Genomic DNA, 19,825 nt, shown 5'->3' with positions numbered 1-19,825 from the left:
ATTGATCTCCAGGCGCTTCGGCTCCTACAGGGATTTCTCGAAGATCTTCGAATTGCGCTGGTAGTTGTACAGTGACGCCCGCGCCGCCGGCAGCCGCTCGACACCGCTGGGCGCAAACCCGCGTTCACGGAACCAATGCGCCGTACGGGTGGTAAGCACGAACAAGGTATTCAACCCCATCTGCCGCGCCCGCCCTTCGATCCGCTCAAGCAGCTCATCCCCGCGCCCGCCATGGCGGTATTCCGGGTTCACCGCCAGGCACGCCAGTTCACCCGCCTGCGAATCGGCAATCGGGTACAGCGCCGCGCAGGCAATGATCATCCCTTCACGCTCGACCACGCTGAACTGTTCGATCTCGCGCTCCAGCACCTCGCGTGAGCGACGCACCAGGATGCCCTGCTCTTCCAGCGGGCTGATCAGCTCCAGCAGGCCACCGACATCATCGATGGTCGCCTCACGCACGACCTCGAACTGCTCCTGCGACACCAGCGTACCGCCACCTTCACGGGTGAACAGCTCGGTCAGCAGCGCACCGTCTTCGGCATAACTGACGATATGGCTGCGCGCCACACCGCCTTTGCAGGCCTCGGCGGCGGCATCCAGCAACTCGCCCTGGTAATCGCTGCCCAGGCGCGCCAGGTGCGGGGCGATCTGTTGCGGACGCAGTTCACGCACCAGCTTGCCGTTTTCGTCCAGCAGGCCAGGTTCGGCGCCGAACAGCAGCAGCTTGTCGGCACCCAGCTCGATGGCCGCGCGAGTGGCGACGTCTTCGCAAGCCAGGTTGAAGATTTCACCGGTGGGCGAGTAGCCCAGCGGCGACAGCAGCACGATGGAGCGCTCGTCGAGCAGGCGGCTGATGCCCTTGCGATCGACCCGGCGCACCTCGCCGGTGTGGTGGTAGTCCACCCCTTCGAGCACGCCGATCGGCCGTGCAGTGACCAGGTTGCCGGAGGCCACGCGCAGGCGCGAGCCCTGCATCGGCGAGGCGGCGATATCCATCGACAGGCGCGCCTCGATGGCCAGGCGCAGGGCACCCACGGCATCGATCACGCAGTCCAGGGTGGCGGCATCGGTAATGCGCATGCCCCGGTGGTAGTGCGGGGTCAGGCCGCGATCAGAGAGACGGCTTTCGATCTGCGGGCGCGACCCATGCACCAGCACCAGGCGCACACCCAAGCTGTGCAGCAGTACCAGGTCGTGGACGATGTTGCCGAAGTTCGGGTGTTCAACCCCATCGCCGGGGAGCATGACCACGAAGGTGCAGTCGCGATGGGCATTGATGTACGGGGAGGCATGACGTAGCCAGTTGACGTATTCGGGCATGACAGGGCCTGTGGATAAAGTGGACGGAGAACGGTGAGTCACACGGCGTTCAGGATCATCGTCGGAACAGGCTTGCGGTCACGCGCGGTCTCCTCTAGGCAAGAACGAATCAACAGGGTGGACGTTTAATTCAGGCAGTAGTGCCGGATCAGGTCACGCAATAGACGCACGGTAGGCTCGATTCGTGACATTTCCAGGTATTCGCCGGGCTGGTGAGCGCAGGCGATATCGCCGGGGCCCAGCACGATGGTCTGGCAACCCAGCTGCTGAAGATAAGGCGCTTCGGTACCGAACGCCACCGCTTCGGCGCGATGGCCGGTGAGGCGTTCGGCCACTTGCACCAGTTCGGCGTCGGCGGCCTGCTCGAAGGGCGGCACTTCCGGGAACAGCGGCGCATAGTCGATACGCACCTCATGGCGCTCGGCCACCGGCTTGAGCTTGCCGCGAATGGCGGCGCGCAGCTGTTCGACATCCATGCCAGGCAGCGGGCGCAGGTCGAACTCCAGGGCGCACTGGCCACAGATGCGATTGGGGTTGTCCCCCCCATGAATGCAGCCGAAGTTCATGGTTGGCGTAGGCACGGTAAATTGCGGATTGCGGAAGGTTTCCTGCCACTGCCGGCGCAGGCCCATCAGTTCACCCATCACCTCATGCATGGCCTCCATCGCGCTGTGGCCCAGGCTCGGGTCGGACGAATGGCCGCTGCGCCCGAGGATGTCGATGCGGTCCATGAGGATGCCCTTGTGCATGCGGATCGGCCGCAGGCCCGTGGGCTCGCCGATCACCGCTGCGCGGCCGAGTGGCTGGCCGGCGGCTGCCAGGGCGCGGGCGCCGGACATCGAGCTTTCTTCATCACAGGTGGCGAGGATCAGCAGTGGTTGCTTGAAATCGTGCTCAAGCAGCGGAATCACCGCTTCGATGACCAAGGCGAAAAAGCCTTTCATGTCGCAACTGCCCAGGCCGACCCATCGGCCATCGACCTCGGTCAGCTTGAGCGGGTCGCTGGACCACAGCTGTTCGTCGTAGGGCACCGTGTCGCTATGGCCGGCCAACACCAGGCCACCGGGGCCGGTGCCACGGCTGGCCAGCAGGTTGAACTTGCCCGGGCTGACCTGGCGGATGTCACAACTGAACCCCAGATCGCCCAGCCAGCCGGCCAGCAGGTCGATGACCTGGCGGTTGGACTGGTCCAGTGCAGGCTGGGTGCAACTGACCGAGGGCGCGGCAATCAAGGCGGCAAACTGGTCTTTCAGCGTTGGCAACGGCATGCGCGTACTCCTCGGAAGCGTTGCCCATCATAGGGCCATCCGGCGCAAGGAATAAACCGTTGCCGGCCCAGTCCTGTAGACTGCACGGCAATCACGCCCTCCTTCGAGCCTGCGATGCACAAAGAAACCGAACTCAAGCTCCGCGCCAGTCGCGAGACCCTGGCTGCCCTGCGCGAGCACCCCCTGCTGAAAAAGCGCAACAAGTCCGGCTGGCAGACCCGCGAGCTGCTCAACCAGTACTTCGACACCCCTGCGCGCGACCTCTGCGCGGCCCGTGTCGCCCTGCGCCTGCGCCGCGACGGCGAGGTGATCATCCAGACCCTGAAGTGCCGTGGCCAGAGCGTCGCCGGGCTGTCCGAGCGCAATGAATACGAATGGCACCTGGACAAGGTCAAGCTCGACCTGAAAAAGCTCGACGCCACCTGCTGGCCAGAGCCACTGGCCGAGCTGGACAAGAAAACCATCAAGCCGTTGTTCACCACCGATTTCACCCGCGAGTTCGCCGAAATCGCCTGGGGCCGTGGTAAGAGCAAGGTGGTCATCGAGGCCGCGCTGGACCAAGGCTTCGTGATCGCCGGCAAGCAGAAGGAAGAGATCTGCGAGCTCGAACTGGAGTTGCGCGAAGGCGCCCCTGAAGCGCTGCTGGAGCTGGCTGCCGAGCTGGCCGCCAGCCTGCCGCTGATGCCATGCGACATCAGCAAGGCCGAGCGCGGCTACCGCCTGCTGGAGCCGGACAGCTACGAGCTGGGCCTGCCAACCACCGAGCTGGACGCCGAAATGGCCGTGGACGACGCCTTCGCAGCCCTCGCCTGGCAATTGCTGGGCAGCAGCCAGCGCCTGGCCGAGCAGTATCGCCACAATGGCCACTGGCGCCTGCTGCAGGACTGGGTGCAGTGCCTGGCCGAGTTGCGCGCACTGGTTGCCAGCCTGGGCCAGGCTGCGCCACGCGCGACTACCCGCGAGCTGCGCGCCAGCCTCGATGCGCTACTGGAAGACTGGCGCCCGCTGGTGCAGGCCGGTAATGACGACGAAGACATCCGCCGTGCCGCGCCCGAGCAGTTCATCCAAGAGCTCGAAGACGTACGCTGGGGCCAGTTCTCCCTGGAAACCTCGCGCTGGCTGCTGGCCCGCGCCTGGACCGTGGAGCGCAAGGGCCGTGGCGAGCGCCAAGGCAAGGCGCAGCTGGCCAGCTGGCTGGCGCACCTGCTGGGTGAGGAAGGCCGCTCGCTGAAGCTGACGCTGTACACCCAGCGCCCGGAAGACCTGGCCGAACAGCTGCCGCGTATCGAACAGCTGCTGGCCTGGCTGCACCATGCTCGCCAGGTGCTCGAAGCACCCCAGATGGACCGCCTGTACGGCGACCTGAAAAAGCTGCATGAACTGGCTGAGCTGCCCTTGGGCGAAGAGCCTGGCGAACTGCTGGAAGCGCGTATCGAGCAAGCTCGGGCGGTCGACCAGAGCCGTGGCTGGAAGCACCTGCTCAAGGCTTGAGACCGCCTCTGGAGGCTAACGAGGCTTTGTAGGAGCGGCCTTGTGTCGCGAAAGGGGTGCGAAGCGCCCCCAGGATTTGTGCAGTAGGCTGAATTTGCAGGGTCCGCTTTGCGGCCCTTCGCGACACGAGGCCGCTCCTACTGAAAAGCGCGTATCGAGCAGGCTCGGGCGGTCGATCAGAACCGTTTGCTCAAGGCTTTATACCGCTCCTGAAGGCTAACAAGGCTTTGCAGGAGCGGCCTTGTGTCGCGAAAGGGGTGCGAAGCGCCCCCAGGATTTTTGCAGTAGGCTGATTTTGCCGGGTCCGATTTGTGGCCCTTTCGCGACACGAGGCCGCTCCTACGGAAAAGCGCGTATCGAGCAGGCTCGGGCGGTCGATCAGAACCGTTTGCTCAAGGCTTTATACCGCTCCTGAAGGCTAACAAGGCTTTGCAGGAGCGGCCTTGTGTCGCGAAAGGGGTGCGAAGCGCCCCCAGGATTTTTGCAGTAGGCTGATTTTGCAGGGTCCGATTTGTGGCCCTTTCGCGACACGAGGCCGCTCCTACAGGGGCCGCATCAGCGGGTCTGAAGCGGCCTCACCTCGACAGTGGCAGGCTGGTGGTGGACTTGATCTCCGACAGCGCCACAATCGAGTTCACTTCCTGAATACCCGGCACGTTCGAGAGCTTTTCGAAAAAGAAGCGCTCATAAGCCTCGATATCCGAGGTAACGATGCGCAACAGAAAATCCACCGCCCCCATCAGCACATAACACTCCAGCACTTCCGGAAAGCCGCGGATCGCCTCGGTGAATTCGGTGAAGTTGGAGCGGCCGTGGGCGTTGAGTTTCACCTCAGCAAAAATCTGCGTGTTCAGGCCGACTTTCTTGCGATCCAGCAGGGTCACCTGCCCACGGATCACACCTTCGTCTTTCAGCCGCTGAATCCTGCGCCAGCAGGGTGATTGTGACAGCCCCACACGCTCGGCGATCTGCGCACTGGACAGCGATGCGTCCTCTTGCAGGAGCTCGAGAATGCGTCGGTCATAGGCATCCAGTTCGCCTTGCATTAATAATCCCCAAAAAAGTACTTATTCGAATTAATCAATCTGCAGCACTAGGCATTCGATGGAATCATAGCGAAAAAATACCCGCCTCGACGTGCAAGAATTTCTCCCACATTCGCGGAGACCCAGCATGAACGCACTCGAACGCCCCTTGGCCCGCAGCGATGCCTGGGCCGCCAACACCAGCCACAGCACCGTACGATATCGCCTGCAGGCCGAAGCCGAGCCGGATACCCTTTGCCGGGTGCTCAACCTGTTTGCCCTGCAGTTCCTGACACCGCACAGCGTGCAGGTCAACCAGCAGGAAGACTGGCTCGACATCGAGGTTGGCGTCGGCGGGCTGAGCTGGCATCGGGCGCAAGTGATTGCACAAAAACTGCGCAACCTGGTGTGTGTCGGGGAAGTGAGCCTGGAAAACCTGGCGCGCCTGGAGCTGGCGGTGGTCTGAAGCCCGGCGGCGCAAAATCCCGAAATCCTTTCCCAAACCCGTTCCGCCAGGCACGGCTAGCCTTGACCAAGGTCTCCCCCAAGGCACGGACGCCGCCGATGTTCACACCCAACGAGCAAGCCCTCGACCTCAAAAGCCTGCTGGACGCCTTGCAAGCCGACCAGCACCTGACTGCCAACGATTCATGCCAGGTTCGCGAACAAGCATCCCGCTACAGTGCTCACCACCCGCTTGAGGCCATCGCTGCCGTGGGCCTGGAAGATCGCAGCCAGCCCGGCAAACTGCTGAATCTGGACACCCTCTGCCAATGGCTGGCGCAAAAAGTCGGTCAGCCCTACCTGCGTATCGACCCCATGCAACTCGACCTGGCCCGGGTCAATGGCCTTATCTCCCCTGCCTTCGCGCAGCGCCACGGCATCTTGGTCGTGGCCAACGACGCCGATGCCATCACTGTGGCCAGTGCCGAACCTTATCAACAGTTGTGGCAGGCCGACCTCGCGCGCAGCCTGGGCAAGCCGATCCGCCGGGTGCTGGCCAGCCCGCTGCAGATCCGCCAACTGGGCCAGTCGCTGTTTCGCCTGGCCCACTCGGTACAAGGTGCGCAGCACCAGCAAGCGACCAGCCTGGGCGAGCTCGAACACTTGCTTGAGCTTGGCAAGCGCCAGGTGGAGGCCACCGCCGATGATGCGCACATCGTGCATATCGTCGACTGGCTGCTGCAGTACGCCATCGAGCAGCGCGCCAGTGATATCCATCTGGAGCCACGCCGCGACCAGGGCCACCTGCGCTACCGCATCGACGGGCTGCTACACACGGTCTACGCCTTCCCGGCCAGCGTCACGCTGGCCGTGGTCAGCCGCCTGAAACACCTGGGGCGCATGGACGTAGCGGAAAAGCGCCGCCCACAGGATGGCAGGGTGAAGAGCAGCCTGCCAGGCGGCAGCGAAGTGGAGCTGCGCCTCTCGACGCTGCCGACACCCTTTGGTGAAAAACTGGTGCTGCGCTTGTTCGACCCACGCCAGTTGCAGGAAGACTTCGACCAGCTGGGCCTGGAGGGCGAGCAGTTGAGCCAGTGGCAAACGCTATTGCAGCGTCGCCAGGGCATCCTGCTGGTCACCGGGCCAACTGGCTCCGGCAAGACCAGCACGCTTTACGCCAGCCTCAAGTTGCTGGCCACACCGCAGGTCAACCTGTGCACCATCGAAGACCCGATCGAGCGCCTGGAACCTTCGTTCAACCAGTTACAGGTGCAGCCTGCCCTGGGCCTGGGTTTTGCCGATGGCGTGCGCGCCCTGCTGCGCCAGGACCCGGACATCATCATGATCGGCGAGATCCGCGACCGCGAGACCGCAATGGTGGCCGTTCAGGCTGCCCTCACCGGGCACCTGGTGCTTTCCACCCTGCACACCAATGACACCTGCAGCGCCATTACCCGCCTGCTTGAGCTGGGCGTTGCCGATTACCTGATCCGGGCGACCCTGGGCGGGGTCATGGCCCAACGCCTGGTGCGCGTGCTTTGCAACACATGCCACGGCCGCCCATCCAGCGATCCGTGCCAAGTCTGCCGGGGCACCGGCTATCGTGGCCGGACGGGTTTGTTCGAACTGCTGATCCCGAGTGAAAGCCTGCGTGCACGGATAGGCGCCAGCACCGATCTGGCCGAACTGCAACGGCAGGCTCTAGCTGAAGGGTTACAGGATCTGCGCAGCTGTGGCCAGGCGAAAGTGAACCGCGGGCTGACCCGCCTGGAGGAGGTGCTGCGGGTCTGTTCTTGAGCAAAAAACCCTTGTATTCAAGGAACTTGCGGCCATTTCGCTGGATCAAACCGGCCATCTCCAACCCTCACCCTTCGAGGTGTTTCATCATGCGTCTCAAAACCGCCATCGCAGCTGCTGCCCTGCTTTCGCTGCCTGTTGGCTCCGCCATGGCCGATACCTTCTGGCGTAACGTAATGACCTCTGGCGCCACCACGGCGTCGAGCTACATCACCTCGCACGACCACAAGCGGGTACTCGCGGCGCAGGATGACGCCGGCAGCTTCGTCGCCAGTGAGGGGGCAATTCGCGGGCCGTTCCTGGAGCAGGCGCTGCAACAGGTGCGTGCCGAGAACCCCGGGATGCAAGCCTCGGACATGGAACTGGCGAACGCCATCCTGGCCAAGAACGCGGTAACCAACTAAGGCTTTGGGGGCGCTATGCGCCCCTTTTCGCGACACAAGGCCGCTCCTACAGCAGATCACGAAACCTTGCAGGAGCGAACTTGTGTCGCGATGGGCCGCAAAGCGGCCCGAGATTTCAGCGGTAAGCCTCCACCGGCACGCAAGCACAGAACAGATTCCTGTCCCCATACACATTGTCGACCCGGTTCACCGCTGGCCAGTACTTGTGCAGCCGCACGTGGGCACTGGGCGCAACCGCCTGCTCCAGGCTGTAAGGCCGGGCCCACGGCGCCAGCACATCGGCCAGGGTATGCGGCGCATGCTTGAGCGGGTTGTCCTCCGCCGGCCAGTTACCTTCCTGCACCTGGGCAATTTCCGCCCGAATTGCCAGCATCGCTTCGACGAAGCGGTCCAGCTCGGCCTTCGACTCACTTTCAGTGGGTTCGATCATCAGCGTTCCTGGTACCGGGAACGACATGGTCGGGGCATGGAAGCCATAGTCCATCAGGCGCTTGGCCACGTCCTCCTCGGTAATGCCGGTCTGCGCCTTGAGCGGCCGCAGGTCGAGGATGCACTCATGCGCCACCCGCTGGTTGCGCCCGCGGTACAACACCGGGAACGCGCCGCCGAGCTGGCTGGCCAGGTAGTTGGCCGAAAGGATCGCCACTTCGCTCGCATCAGCCAGCTGAGGGCCCATCATCGCGATGTACATCCAGCTGATCGGCAGGATGCTCGCACTGCCCCAAGGCGCGGCGCTGACGGCGCTGTTGTTCGGGTCCAGGCCCGGCACGGGCACTACCGGGTGGCTGGCGACGAACGGCTTCAGATGAGCACGGATGCCGATCGGCCCCATGCCCGGGCCGCCACCGCCGTGAGGGATACAAAAGGTCTTGTGCAGGTTCATGTGTGAAACGTCGGCGCCAATGTCCGCTGGCCGCGCCAGGCCGACCTGGGCGTTGAGGTTGGCACCGTCCATGTACACCTGGCCACCGTGCTGGTGGACCACCTCGCAGATCTCGCGGATACCTTCTTCGTACACGCCATGGGTCGAGGGGTAGGTGACCATCAGGCACGACAGCGTGTCGCCGGCGGCATGGGCCTTGGCCTTGAGGTCTTCGAGGTCGACGTTGCCAGCATCGTCACAATCGACGATCACCACCTCCATGCCAGCCATCTGCGCGGAGGCCGGGTTGGTGCCGTGAGCCGACGACGGAATCAGGCACAGCGTGCGCTGGGGCTGATGACGGCTGCGGTGATAGCGGGTGATGGCCATGAGCCCGGCATATTCACCCTGGGCACCGGAGTTGGGCTGCATGCAGATGGCGTCGAAGCCGGTAATGGCGCACAACCAGCTTTCCAGCTCGTCGATCATCGCCTTGTAACCGGTGACCTGTGCCGCCGGTGCAAAGGGATGAAGCTGGGCGAAAGCGGGCCAGGTGATGGGGATCATCTCGCTGGTGGCATTGAGCTTCATGGTGCAGGAGCCCAGCGGAATCATCGACTGGTTCAGCGCCAGGTCCTTGTTCTCCAGCTGCTTGAGGTAGCGCAGCATCTCGGTTTCGCTGTGGTGTAGGTTGAATACCGGGTGGCTGAGGAACGGCGTGCGTCGCACCAGCGCAGCGGGGATGCCCTCCGGTAACGCGTGCTGGTCGAGGGTAGCGATATCCAGGCCGTGATCGACACCCAGGAAAATATCCAGCAGGCGCAGCACGGTGGCTTCGCTACAGGTCTCGTCCAGGCTCACGCCCAGATGGCCGCGGCCCAGGATACGCAGGTTGATGCGGGCGGCTTCGGCACTTTCAATGATCGCTGCCTGGGCGCCGCCGACATCCAGGGTCAAGGTGTCGAAAAAGTGCTGGTTGAGGCGCTTGATGCCTTTGGCCTCAAGGCCTGCCGCCAGCACGAAGGTCAGCCGGTGCACGCGCTGGGCAATACGCTGCAGGCCTTCGGGGCCGTGATACACCGCATAGAACCCGGCCATGTTGGCCAACAGCACCTGGGCTGTGCAGATGTTGGAGTTGGCTTTTTCGCGGCGGATATGTTGCTCACGCGTCTGCAGGGCCATGCGTAGCGCAGTATTGCCACGGGCATCGCGGGACACACCGATGATGCGCCCGGGCATCGCCCGCTTGTAATCGTCACGGCACGCAAAATAGGCCGCATGCGGGCCACCATAGCCCATAGGTACGCCGAAGCGCTGAGTCGAACCCAGCACCACGTCGGCTCCCAGCTCGCCGGGCGGGGTCAGCACCACCAGGCTGAGCAGGTCGGCAGCCACACAGGCCAGGGCCTGCTGGCTGTGCAACTGGTCGATGAACGGGCGCAGGTCGCGCACCTCGCCGTGGGTATCCGGATATTGCAGCAAGGCACCGAAGACCTGGTGCTGGGCGAGGTTATCCACAGCGTCGACGATCAACTGGAAACCGAACCCTTCCGCACGGGTTTTCAGCACCGACAAGGTCTGTGGATGGCAATGCTCGTCGGCAAAGAAGGCGTTGCTCTTGTTGCGCGCCACACGCTTGGCCAGGGCCATGGCTTCGGCAGCCGCCGTGGCTTCGTCGAGCAATGACGCGTTGGCCAGCGCCAGGCCGGTGAGGTCGATGACCATCTGCTGGAAGTTCAGCAGCGCCTCCAGACGACCTTGGGCGATTTCGGGCTGATAGGGCGTGTAGGCGGTGTACCAGCCGGGGTTTTCCAGCACGTTGCGCAAGATGACGGTGGGCGTGACGGTGCCGTGGTAGCCCATGCCGATGAGGCTGGTCCACACCTGGTTCTGCTCGGCGAAGCCTGCAAGCTTGGCCAACGCAGCCTGTTCATCCAGGGCCGGCGGCAGGTCGAGGGCACGGTTGAAGCGGATGCCTGGCGGCACAGTTTGCTCGATCAGTTCGCTGCGGCTGTTGAGGCCGAGGGCAGTGAGCATTGCCTGCTGCTCCGAGGCATCGGGCCCCAGGTGGCGGCGCAGGAAAGGGTTGAGCTCTTGCAGTTGATGCAGGGATGGCGACTGGGACATGTCGACGCTCTCTTCCTAGACCAGGTCTCATGGAGACTTATAAGTCTAGGAAGGGATCGCCGGTACTGCGGGAAAACTTGTTTCTGCAGGTTCGGCCTCTTCGCGGCTAAAGCCGCTCCTACAAGGCATTGCACAGGCCTCGAGCGCGGCGCTGTGCCTGTAGGAGCGGCTTTAGCCGCGAAGCAGGCGACGCGGTCTTACTCGCCGATAGCGGCTGCGTAACCTGCAGCATCCAGCAGCTTGTCCAGCTCGGCCGGGTTGCTTGGCTTGAGCTTGAAGATCCACGACGCGTAAGGCTCTTCGTTGAGCAGCTCCGGGCTGTCGGCCAGCTCTTCGTTGACGGCGATCACTTCACCGGAAACAGGAGCGTAGATGTCGGAAGCAGCCTTGACCGACTCGACCACGCCCGCAGTGTCGCCAGCGCCGAACACCTTGCCGACTTCGGCCAGCTCGACGAACACCACGTCACCCAGCGCTTGCTGGGCGTGGTCGCTGATACCTACGGTGACGCTGCCATCAGCTTCCAGGCGTGCCCATTCGTGGCTTTCGGCGAAACGCAGATCGGCGGGGATATTGCTCATGTGTTGAATTCCTCGTTTGGGTCAGCGGTTCGGCCCGCCGTTGATTGTTCAGATCAGAATCTTGCCGTGGCGCACGAAGGTCGGTCTGACCACCCGCACCGGGTACCATTTGCCGCGGATCTCGACCTCGGCGCGGTCACCGGTAGCCATGGGCACGCGTGCCAGGGCAATGGATTTGCTCAGCGTAGGTGAGAAACTACCACTGGTGATCTCCCCTTCGCCAATCCCGGCTACACGAACCACTTGGTGGGCACGCAGCACGCCGCGCTCTTCCAGCACCAAGCCAACCAGTTTTTCCTGCACACCTCGGTCGATTTCCGCCAACAGGCCAGCACGGCCGACGAAGTTGCGTTCAGCTGGCTCCCAGGCGACACACCAACCCAGGTTGGAGGTCAGCGGGGTGTGGCTCTCATCGATGTCCTGGCCATACAGGTTCATGCCGGCTTCCAGGCGCAGGGTATCGCGCGCGCCCAGGCCGCTCGGCGCGATGCCGGCGCCAACCAGGTCGTTGAAGAACGCTACGGCCTCATCACCCGGCAGAATGATTTCCAGCCCGTCTTCACCGGTGTAGCCGGTACGGGCGATGAACCAGTCACCTTCGGCAAGACCTTCGAACGGGTGCAGTTCGCGGATCAGCGCGGCGCGAGCAGGGCTCAGCAGTGCGGCGACTTTGTCGCGGGCATAAGGGCCTTGAATGGCGAGGATGGCCAGGTCGGGGCGAACCTCGAACGAGACGCTGAAACCTGCACTTTGCAGCTGCAGCCAATTGATGACCTTCGCCCGCGTGGCCGCGTTGGTGACCAGGCGGTAGCCGCCCTGGGTGCGGTAGACGATCAGGTCGTCGATGACCCCGCCGTCCTCATTGAGCAAGGGGCTGTACAGCGCCTTGCCGGTGCCGTCGAGACGGGCCACGTCGTTGGCCAGCAGACGTTGCAGCCAAGGTGTGGCTTGTTCGCCAGCAATGTCGATGACCGTCATGTGGGAAACATCGAAGACACCGCAGTCGCTGCGCACCTGATGGTGCTCCTCGACCTGCGAGCCATAATGCAGCGGCATGTCCCAGCCACCGAAATCGACCGTCTTGGCGCCAAGTGCCAGGTGCAAGTCGTACAAAAGCGTGCGCTGTCCCATGGGTTTCTCCTTCCGGGCGTGGCGAAGCGGCGGCGGTCGATGACGTTTAATCGTCAGCTCTTCTTGTAGGCCCCGCCGCGCGAATGCCGCGCATTGTAGCCGCAAGGGCGCAAGCTGGCATCCTCAGTGACTGTGACCAGGGCGACGAGCGGAACGGCGGATCAGCCCGATGACCGGCAACAGCCCTACCAGCACCAAGGTCAGCGCCGGCAGCGAGGCGCGCGCCCATTCGCCTTCGCTGGTCATCTCGAACACCCTTACCGCCAGGGTGTCCCAGCCGAACGGGCGCATCAGCAAGGTGGCGGGCATTTCCTTGAGCACATCGACGAACACCAGCAACGCGGCACTCAGGGCTCCTGGCACCAGCAACGGCAGATACACCTTGAAAAACAAACCCAGGCCACCGACGCCAAGGCTGCGCGAAGCCTCCGGCAATGAGGGGCGAATGCGCTCCAGGCTGCTTTCCAATGGGCTGTAAGCGACGGCGATGAAGCGCACCAGGTAGGCCAGCAGCAAGGCGGCAAGGCTGCCCAACAGCAGTGGCTTGCCTGCGCCGCCCAACCAGGCCGACAGCGGAATGACCAGCTGATTATCCAGGTAGCTGAAAGCCAGCATGATCGACACCGCCAGCACCGAGCCGGGCAATGCGTAGCCCAGGTTGGCCAGGCCGACGCCCGCACGGATACCGGCTGTCGGCGCCTGACGGCGGGCGAAGGCCAGCATCAGCGCCACGCAAACAGTGATCAACGCGGCCATGCCGCCCAGGTACAACGTATGCAGCACCAGGCCGACATACCGCTCGTCCAGATCATGCCGGCCGCGCTGCCAGAACCACGCCAGCAACTGCAGCAGTGGAATGACGAATGCGCAGGCGAACACCAGCAGGCACCAGCCACTGGCCAGCAGCGCCTTGAACCCACGCAAGTGGTAAAGCGCCTGGCCGCGCGGGCGCTCATTGCCACTGCGGGTCGCACCACGGGCGCGGCGCTCGCCGTACAGCACCAGCATCACCGCCAGCAGCAGCAGGCTGGCAAGTTGGGCCGCGCTGGAAAGGCTGAAAAAGCCGTACCAGGTCTTGTAGATGGCCGTGGTGAAGGTATCGAAGTTGAACACGGCCACCGCGCCGAAATCGGCCAGGGTCTCCATCAGCGCCAGAGCAATACCTGCACCAATCGCTGGCCGCGCCATCGGCAAGGCTACCCGCCAGAAGGCTTGCAGGGGTGACAGGCCAAGTACGCGGGCAGCCTCCATCAAGCCCTTGCCCTGGGCCAGGAACGCCGTGCGCGCCAGCAGGTAGACATAGGGGTAGAACACCAGCACCAGCACGATAATCACCCCACCCGTGGAGCGTACTCGTGGCAGGCGCATGGGCCCGAACACCTCGCGCAGGGCGCTTTGCACCGGGCCGGCAAAGTCGAGCAAGCCGACGAACACGAAGGCCAGCACGTAGGCGGGGATCGCGAACGGCAGCATCAACGCCCAATCGAGCCAGCGCCGGCCAGGGAACTCACACAGGCTGGTGAGCCAGGCCAGGCTGACGCCGAGCAGGGTGACGCCGGTACCGACGCCGACCACCAGGGTTGCGGTATTGCCCAGCAGGCGGCCCATCTGGGTGTCGAGCAGGTGCGACCAGATCTGCAGGTCGACCGACTGCCAGGACAGCAGCAGCACACTCAAGGGCAGGAGGACCAGGGTGGCGGTCAAAGTGACCGGGAGGTACCAGCGGCTTTGTGGGGTGTGCGGCAAGGTTGAATTCTCGGTTGCAATAGCGACCGCTGCGCGGTCGTTCGCGGGTAAACCCGCTCCTACAGGGTTTAGCGCCATCCTGAAGTGCGATGGTGTTCCTGTGGGAGCGGGTTTACCCGCGAAAGGGCCCTGACATACCCCGGAAGAGTAAAGCCTGGTGCTTAATTCCAGCCAGCCCGATCCATCAGGCGAATGGCATCGGCCTGGCGCTTGCCAGCCACTTCCACCGGAAGGCTGTCGGCCTTGAAGCTGCCCCAGGCCGCCACTTCTTCCGACGGCTTGACCTTCGGGTTGGCCGGGAACTCCTGGTTGATGTCGGCGAACAGCTTCTGCGCCTCTTCGCCAGTCATCCACTCGACCAGCTTTTTGGCAGCTTCCGGGTGCGGGGCATGCTTGGTCAGGCCGATACCCGACAGATTAACGTGCACGCCCCGGTCACCCTGGTTGGGCCAGAAGATCTTCACCGGCAGTTTCGGGTTCTGGGCGTGCATGCGGCCGTAGTAATAGGTGTTGACCACACCCACATCGCACTGGCCGGCTTCGATGGCCTGGATCACGGCGTTGTCGTCGGAGAACACGTCGGTGGACAGGTTGCTGACCCAGCCTTTGACGATCTGCTCGGCCTTGGCTTCACCGTGGTTCTCGATCAGCGTGGCCGTCAGCGACTGGTTGTATACCTTCTTCGCCGTGCGCAGGCACAGGCGGCCTTCCCAGTGTTTGTCAGCGAGGGCTTCATAAGTGGTCAGCTCGGCCGGTTTGACCCGCTCGGTGGAGTAGACGATGGTCCGTGCGCGCAGGCTCAGGCCGGTCCAGTCATGGGACGAAGCGCGGTACTGCGGTGGGATGTTCTGGTCGATGATGTCCGACTTGATCGGCTGCAAAATGCCCATCTGCTCGGCCTGCCAGAGGTTGCCGGCATCGACGGTGAGCAGCAGGTCGGCCACACCGTTCTCGCCCTCGGCCTTGATGCGCTGCATCAGCGGCGCTTCCTTGTCGGTGATGAACTTGACCTTGACCCCGGTCTTGGCGGTATAGGCGTCGAACACCGGCTTGATCAGCTCGTCGATGCGCGAGGAGTACACCACCACTTCGTCCGCCGCTTGGGCGGTGCCGCCCAACAGGGTCAGGGCCAGGGCGGCCAATAGGGGCTTGCGTGGCAACATGGAAAGCACTCCTCGGATCGTATGAGAGGCGCAAATGGTAGTGAATCCCATTTTCCAGCTCATCTACCGAGCAGTTACCGGATGTTGCAAGGGCCGCTTTGCGACCCGCTCGCGACACAAGGCCGCTCCTACAGGAGACCGCAGCTCCGTGTAGGAGCGGCCTTACCGGGGTGCCGGACCGGTCGGAAAGGGCTGCAGAGCAGCCCCAGCCCTCTCAAGCCTTCGCCAGTTCCGGCAGGTCTCCGGTCAACCCCAAGGCCTGGCGCACGAACATCGCCTTGGCTTCCGGCATCTGTTCCACCAGCTTCAAGCCGCTGTTTCGCAGCCAGCGCAACGGCAACGGATTGGCCTGGAACAACCGCTCGAAGCCTTCCATTGCCGCCATCAACGCCAGGTTGTGCGGCATGCGCCTGCGCTCATAACGGCTGAGCACTTTCACATCCGCCAACCGCTCACCGCGCGCGCAGGCCTTCTCCAGCACCTCGGCCAGCACCGCAGCATCAAGGAAGCCCAGGTTGACACCCTGCCCGGCCAACGGGTGAATGGTGTGCGCGGCATCGCCGATCAACACCAACCCTTCGTCCACGTAGCGCTTGGCGTGGCGCTGGCGCAACGGCACGCAGACGCGGGGGTCGGCTTCCAGCACATCGCCCAAACGCCCCTCAAAAGCGCGCTCAAGGGCCTTGAGGAAGGCCTGTTCATCCAACGCCATGATCTGCTCGGCCTGCTCCGGAGTCGTCGACCAGACAATCGAGCACTCGTCCTGCTTGCCGTCACGGGACAGCGGCAGGAACGCCAGCGGCCCCTCATCGGTGAAGCGCTGCCAGGCGGTGGCCTGATGTGCGGCACTGCAGCGCACGCTGGTGACGATCGCGTGGTGCAGGTAATCCCATTCGCGGGTCTCGCAGCCGGCCAGGCGGCGCACCGCCGAATTGGCGCCGTCTGCGGCCACTACCAGCGGCGTACGCAGTTGGCGGCCATCGGCCAGGGTCAGCAGCCATTCGTCACCGGAGCGGCGCAGCTGTTCCAGACGGGCATTGGGCAGCAGGCCGATGTCGCTGTCGTGCAGGCGCTCCAGCAAACCATCCTGGACCACCCGGTTCTCGACAATATGGCCGAGTACCTGGGCATGCACGCTGGCTGCCGAGAAATGTACATGACCGGTACCGCTGCCATCCCATACATGCATGTCGGAATACGGCGACACACGCCGACTGGCGATGCCGTCCCAGGCGCCGAGGCGTTCGAGGATGCGCTGGCTGGCCGCCGACAAGGCACTGACCCGTGGCTCGAACGGTGCAGCGCCGTCGAACGGTTTGACCGACAGCGGGCCGCCATCGAGCAGGAGAATTTCCAGGCCACTGTGGCGAAGCGCCAGGGCCAGGGCGCTGCCGACCATACCGGCACCGACAATCAACAGATCTGCGCGCATTTCCATGCCTTACGCCTGCCTCGCTTGCGGCTTGAGCCGCACGTATAGGGTTTTATCGACCCGTGCCACCAGCTCGCCGGCTTCGTCACGGATATCGACCTGCACACGCGGCAGGTACTTCTTGCCACTGGCGGTCTGCCGGCGGATTTCGTCCAGCAGCGCGTCATCGACGTAAAATTCGGCGTACACCGTGCTCTTGCCCGGGGCGATGAAATCGATGCTGGCGGCTTTGTCCCAGACGATGTACTCGCGGCCCAGCTGCTCGATCAGCAACAGCATGTAGAACGGGTCGACCATCGAGTACAGGCTGCCGCCAAACTGGGTGCCAACATAGTTGCGGTTCCAGCGGGTCAGTTTCATGCGTACCTTGATGTTGCGCATGTCCGGGCTGATGTGCTGGATGCGGATGCCGGCACCGATGTATGGCGGGTAGAAGTTCAGCAGCCAGCGCAACATGCGCGCCCGGCGCGCCAGCCTGCGCGGGTTGCTCATGCCTGGCCCCGCGGATCGGGGCGGGTACCGAGGCCCATGGCCTGGCGGGCAAACCAGCTTTTTGCCGGTGGTAGCAGGTCAAGCCCGAGCAGGCCGATATTGCGCCCGGCAGCCAGCAACGGCTGGTTGCTGCCGAACAAGCGGGTGACCTGGTCGGAGAAGCCGATGGTCAGGGCCTGGTCGAGACGCTGGCGCTGGCGATAGGCCTGCAGACTGGCCAGGTCGCCTGGCTGTTGCGGGCCTGCCAGCAGCGCATCGGCCAGCGATTGCACATCACGCAGCGAGAGGTTGAAGCCTTGGCCGGCGATCGGGTGCAGGCTGTGCGCCGCGTTGCCCAGTACCACCAAGTGTGGCCGCACTTGCTCTTCGGCCTCGATCAGCGCGAGCGGGTAGAGATGCCGGGCACCCACCTGACGCAGGGCGCCGAGGCGGTAGCCAAAGGCATCCTGCAACTCGCTCAGGAAGCTGCGCTCGTCGATTTCGGCCAGGCGCCGGGCGTCCATCCCCTGCCGCGTCCAGACCAGCGCGCAGCGGTTTTCCGGCAACGGCAGCAAGGCCATCGGGCCTTGCTCGGTGAAGCGCTCGAAGGCTTGGCCACAGTGGGCCTCCCCCGGGGTGATGTTGGCGATCAGTGCGCTCTGTTCGTACGGAGTACGGCGCACATGAATGCCCAACTGCTGGCGCAGACCAGAACGGCCACCATCGGCCAGCACTGCAAGGTCGCACTCCAGGCTGGTGTCGTCGTCCAGCAGCAGGCGGTAGCCACCCTCGATGGCCTGCATCGCCTTCACTTCGGCCGGGCAACGCCAGCTCACCACATCACGGTCCAGCCCCTGCCACAGGCATTGGCCGAGCCAGGCATTCTCCACCACGTAACCCAAGGCCGGCACGCCCTCTTCCATGGCATCCAGCCGGGTAGCGCCGAAACGGCCGCGGTCAGAGACCTGAATCTGCCGAATCGGCTCGGCGCGCGGGCTGATGGTTTGCCACAGGCCAAGGTGCTGGTAGATCTGCCGGGTGCCGAACGACAAAGCCGAGGAGCGTGCATCGTAGCTCGGCTGGAAGCTGTCGCCGGGAGCGAACGGCTCGATCAGCAGGATGTTCCAGCCACGCGCCTTGGCACCGGCCTGCAGGGCCAGGGCCAGGCTCGCGCCGACCAGACCGCCGCCAATGATCGCCAGGTTGACCCGACTCATGCCGCGTCCTTGCGTGCAGCCTGCATCAGCGCCTCGATCTCGGCGACTGTGCGGGGGACACCCGAAGTCAGAATTTCACAACCTTGCTTGGTCACTACCACGTCATCCTCGATCCTGATGCCGATGCCGCGCCATTTCTTCGCGACCTCTTGGTTGTCAGCGGCAATGTAGATGCCCGGCTCGACCGTCAGCGCCATGCCGGGCTCCAGCACCCGCCACTCGCCGCCGACCTTGTATTCGCCGACATCGTGCACATCCATGCCCAGCCAGTGCCCGGCGCGGTGCATGTAGAACGCCCGGTAGGCCTCGCTGTCGATCAACGCCTGCACCTCACCCTTGAGCAAGCCAAGCGCCACCAGGCCTTCAGTGATGACCTGCACGGTCGCCTCGTGGGCGTGGTTCCAGTGCTTGCCCGGGGCGATCTCGGCAAAGGCTGCAGCCTGGGCCTTGAGCACCAGCTCGTAGATGGCCTTCTGCTCGGGTGAAAAGCGCCCGCTGACCGGGAAGGTACGGGTGATGTCGCTGGCGTAGCAGTCGATCTCGCAACCGGCATCGATCAGCACCAGGTCACCGTCCTTGAGCAGGGCATCGTTCTGCTGATAGTGCAGGATGCAGCCATTGCGCCCGGCGGCGACGATCGAACCATAGGCCGGCATCTTTGCCCCGCCCTTGCGGAACTCATAGTCCAGCTCGGCTTCCAGGCTGTATTCATGCAACCCGGCCCGGCAGGCCTGCATGGCCCGCACATGGGCGCGCGCAGAGATATCTGCGGCAGCACGCATCACCTTCACTTCCGCTGCCGATTTATACAGGCGCATGTCGTGCAGCAGATGATCCAGCGCAACGAACTCGTTCGGCGGCTGAGCGCCGAGGCGTGCCTTGGAGCGGATCACATTGATCCAGTCCATCAGCCGGCGGTCGAACTCGGGGTTGCTGCCCATGGCGCTGTAGACCCGCTCGCGGCCTTCGATCAGGCCAGGCAGGATCTCATCGATATCGGTGATCGGGAACGCATCGTCCGCGCCGAAGTCACGCACAGCACCTTCCTGGCCGGCACGCAGCCCGTCCCACTGCTCACGCTCTGGGTTGCGCTCGCGGCAGAACAGCACGTACTCGCCATGCTCGCGCCCGGGGATCAGCGCAATCACCGCCTCAGGCTCCGGGAAGCCGCTGAGGTACTGGAAATCGCTGTCCTGGCGGTACACGTGCTCGACGTCACGGTTGCGAATGGCAACTGCGGCAGCCGGCAGGATGGCAATACTGTTGGGGACCATCTGCGCCATCAGCGCCTTGCGCCGACGGGCATACTCGGCCTTGGGTATGTGGCTCATGGGCAGAACTAC

Annotated in this window: 16 protein-coding genes; 4 read left to right on the top strand and 12 right to left on the bottom strand. The window is 63.9% G+C overall.

Annotation, left to right across the window (positions count from 1 at the left end; genetic code table 11):
• Positions 1-24 precede the first annotated feature (24 nt).
• Together argA and argE are read right to left on the bottom strand one after the other, a co-directional pair.
• Entirely contained in the window at positions 25-1,323 is a 1,299-nt protein-coding gene (argA, locus tag H040_RS15105; RefSeq protein ID WP_027920890.1) for an amino-acid N-acetyltransferase, read from the bottom strand.
• Between the two features lie 125 nt (positions 1,324-1,448).
• The gene (gene argE, locus H040_RS15100; protein WP_027920889.1) at positions 1,449-2,591 is read right to left on the bottom strand and encodes an acetylornithine deacetylase; all 1,143 of its coding nucleotides are present in this window, start codon (positions 2,589-2,591) and stop codon (positions 1,449-1,451) included.
• A 114-nt stretch (positions 2,592-2,705) separates the two neighbouring features.
• Here argE and H040_RS15095 point away from each other — a divergent pair, with 114 nt between their 5' ends.
• On the top strand, positions 2,706-4,082 hold the full coding sequence (locus H040_RS15095) for a CYTH domain-containing protein (RefSeq protein ID WP_027920888.1): 1,377 nt from the start codon (positions 2,706-2,708) through the stop codon (positions 4,080-4,082).
• A 575-nt stretch (positions 4,083-4,657) separates the two neighbouring features.
• Here the strand turns inward: H040_RS15095 and H040_RS15090 are convergent.
• Entirely contained in the window at positions 4,658-5,128 is a 471-nt protein-coding gene (locus H040_RS15090; protein WP_027920887.1) for an Lrp/AsnC family transcriptional regulator, read from the bottom strand.
• Positions 5,129-5,255: 127 nt separating this feature from the next.
• Here H040_RS15090 and H040_RS15085 point away from each other — a divergent pair, with 127 nt between their 5' ends.
• From H040_RS15085 to H040_RS15075, 3 genes are all read left to right on the top strand, one after another.
• Complete coding sequence (locus tag H040_RS15085) at positions 5,256-5,573, top strand: hypothetical protein (RefSeq protein WP_027920886.1); 318 nt, start codon at positions 5,256-5,258, stop codon at positions 5,571-5,573.
• Positions 5,574-5,671: 98 nt separating this feature from the next.
• Positions 5,672-7,348 carry a GspE/PulE family protein gene (locus H040_RS15080; RefSeq protein WP_027920885.1) on the top strand — a complete coding sequence of 559 codons (1,677 nt, stop codon included), beginning with the start codon at positions 5,672-5,674 and terminating at the stop codon, positions 7,346-7,348.
• 89 nt (positions 7,349-7,437) lie between these two features.
• Positions 7,438-7,752: a DUF2388 domain-containing protein gene (locus H040_RS15075; protein WP_027920884.1), complete on the top strand. Its 315-nt coding sequence runs from the start codon at positions 7,438-7,440 to the stop codon at positions 7,750-7,752.
• Positions 7,753-7,867: 115 nt separating this feature from the next.
• On the opposite strand, the gene gcvP is transcribed toward H040_RS15075, so the two are convergent.
• The 9 genes from gcvP to pepP form a co-directional block, all read right to left on the bottom strand.
• Complete coding sequence (gene gcvP, locus H040_RS15070) at positions 7,868-10,741, bottom strand: aminomethyl-transferring glycine dehydrogenase (RefSeq protein WP_027920883.1); 2,874 nt, start codon at positions 10,739-10,741, stop codon at positions 7,868-7,870.
• Positions 10,742-10,938: 197 nt separating this feature from the next.
• Positions 10,939-11,322: a glycine cleavage system protein GcvH gene (gene gcvH / locus H040_RS15065; RefSeq protein ID WP_027920882.1), complete on the bottom strand. Its 384-nt coding sequence runs from the start codon at positions 11,320-11,322 to the stop codon at positions 10,939-10,941.
• A 48-nt stretch (positions 11,323-11,370) separates the two neighbouring features.
• Complete coding sequence (gcvT, locus tag H040_RS15060; protein ID WP_027920881.1) at positions 11,371-12,453, bottom strand: glycine cleavage system aminomethyltransferase GcvT; 1,083 nt, start codon at positions 12,451-12,453, stop codon at positions 11,371-11,373.
• A 123-nt stretch (positions 12,454-12,576) separates the two neighbouring features.
• A complete protein-coding gene (locus H040_RS15055; RefSeq protein ID WP_027920880.1) occupies positions 12,577-14,199 on the bottom strand; it encodes an ABC transporter permease in 1,623 nt (540 codons plus the stop codon).
• Positions 14,200-14,360: 161 nt separating this feature from the next.
• Complete coding sequence (locus tag H040_RS15050; protein WP_027920879.1) at positions 14,361-15,362, bottom strand: extracellular solute-binding protein; 1,002 nt, start codon at positions 15,360-15,362, stop codon at positions 14,361-14,363.
• A 214-nt stretch (positions 15,363-15,576) separates the two neighbouring features.
• On the bottom strand, positions 15,577-16,794 hold the full coding sequence (locus tag H040_RS15045) for a 2-octaprenyl-3-methyl-6-methoxy-1,4-benzoquinol hydroxylase (RefSeq protein ID WP_177326726.1): 1,218 nt from the start codon (positions 16,792-16,794) through the stop codon (positions 15,577-15,579).
• A 9-nt stretch (positions 16,795-16,803) separates the two neighbouring features.
• Positions 16,804-17,286 carry a DUF4442 domain-containing protein gene (locus tag H040_RS15040; RefSeq protein ID WP_027920877.1) on the bottom strand — a complete coding sequence of 161 codons (483 nt, stop codon included), beginning with the start codon at positions 17,284-17,286 and terminating at the stop codon, positions 16,804-16,806.
• Positions 17,283-18,482 carry a 2-octaprenyl-6-methoxyphenyl hydroxylase gene (gene ubiH, locus H040_RS15035; protein WP_027920876.1) on the bottom strand — a complete coding sequence of 400 codons (1,200 nt, stop codon included), beginning with the start codon at positions 18,480-18,482 and terminating at the stop codon, positions 17,283-17,285. Before ubiH ends, H040_RS15040 begins: the two co-directional genes overlap by 4 nt.
• Positions 18,479-19,813 carry a Xaa-Pro aminopeptidase gene (gene pepP / locus H040_RS15030; RefSeq protein ID WP_027920875.1) on the bottom strand — a complete coding sequence of 445 codons (1,335 nt, stop codon included), beginning with the start codon at positions 19,811-19,813 and terminating at the stop codon, positions 18,479-18,481. The genes ubiH and pepP overlap by 4 nt, the downstream gene beginning before the upstream one ends.
• Positions 19,814-19,825 lie beyond the last annotated feature (12 nt).

The organism is Pseudomonas sp. URMO17WK12:I7, assembly GCF_003269045.1.
Lineage (GTDB): Bacteria > Pseudomonadota > Gammaproteobacteria > Pseudomonadales > Pseudomonadaceae > Aquipseudomonas > Aquipseudomonas putida_J.
The sequence above is the reverse complement of the archived record's forward strand: the minus strand, read 5'-3'. Positions and strand labels throughout refer to the sequence as shown.

Bases quoted from the DNA above. Each gene is read 5' to 3' on its own strand.
- H040_RS15090 (WP_027920887.1), bottom strand. From the start codon at position 5,128: ATGCAAGGCGAACTGGATGCCTATGACCGACGCATTCTCGAGCTCCTG.
- gcvH (WP_027920882.1), bottom strand. From the start codon at position 11,322: ATGAGCAATATCCCCGCCGATCTGCGTTTCGCCGAAAGCCACGAATGG.
- H040_RS15040 (WP_027920877.1), bottom strand. From the start codon at position 17,286: ATGAGCAACCCGCGCAGGCTGGCGCGCCGGGCGCGCATGTTGCGCTGG.
- gcvT (WP_027920881.1), bottom strand. From the start codon at position 12,453: ATGGGACAGCGCACGCTTTTGTACGACTTGCACCTGGCACTTGGCGCC.
- H040_RS15085 (WP_027920886.1), top strand. From the start codon at position 5,256: ATGAACGCACTCGAACGCCCCTTGGCCCGCAGCGATGCCTGGGCCGCC.
- ubiH (WP_027920876.1), bottom strand. From the start codon at position 18,482: ATGAGTCGGGTCAACCTGGCGATCATTGGCGGCGGTCTGGTCGGCGCG.
- H040_RS15045 (WP_177326726.1), bottom strand. From the start codon at position 16,794: ATGCGCGCAGATCTGTTGATTGTCGGTGCCGGTATGGTCGGCAGCGCC.
- H040_RS15080 (WP_027920885.1), top strand. From the start codon at position 5,672: ATGTTCACACCCAACGAGCAAGCCCTCGACCTCAAAAGCCTGCTGGAC.
- pepP (WP_027920875.1), bottom strand. From the start codon at position 19,813: ATGAGCCACATACCCAAGGCCGAGTATGCCCGTCGGCGCAAGGCGCTG.
- argA (WP_027920890.1), bottom strand. From the start codon at position 1,323: ATGCCCGAATACGTCAACTGGCTACGTCATGCCTCCCCGTACATCAAT.
- argE (WP_027920889.1), bottom strand. From the start codon at position 2,591: ATGCCGTTGCCAACGCTGAAAGACCAGTTTGCCGCCTTGATTGCCGCG.
- gcvP (WP_027920883.1), bottom strand. From the start codon at position 10,741: ATGTCCCAGTCGCCATCCCTGCATCAACTGCAAGAGCTCAACCCTTTC.
- H040_RS15075 (WP_027920884.1), top strand. From the start codon at position 7,438: ATGCGTCTCAAAACCGCCATCGCAGCTGCTGCCCTGCTTTCGCTGCCT.
- H040_RS15050 (WP_027920879.1), bottom strand. From the start codon at position 15,362: ATGTTGCCACGCAAGCCCCTATTGGCCGCCCTGGCCCTGACCCTGTTG.
- H040_RS15095 (WP_027920888.1), top strand. From the start codon at position 2,706: ATGCACAAAGAAACCGAACTCAAGCTCCGCGCCAGTCGCGAGACCCTG.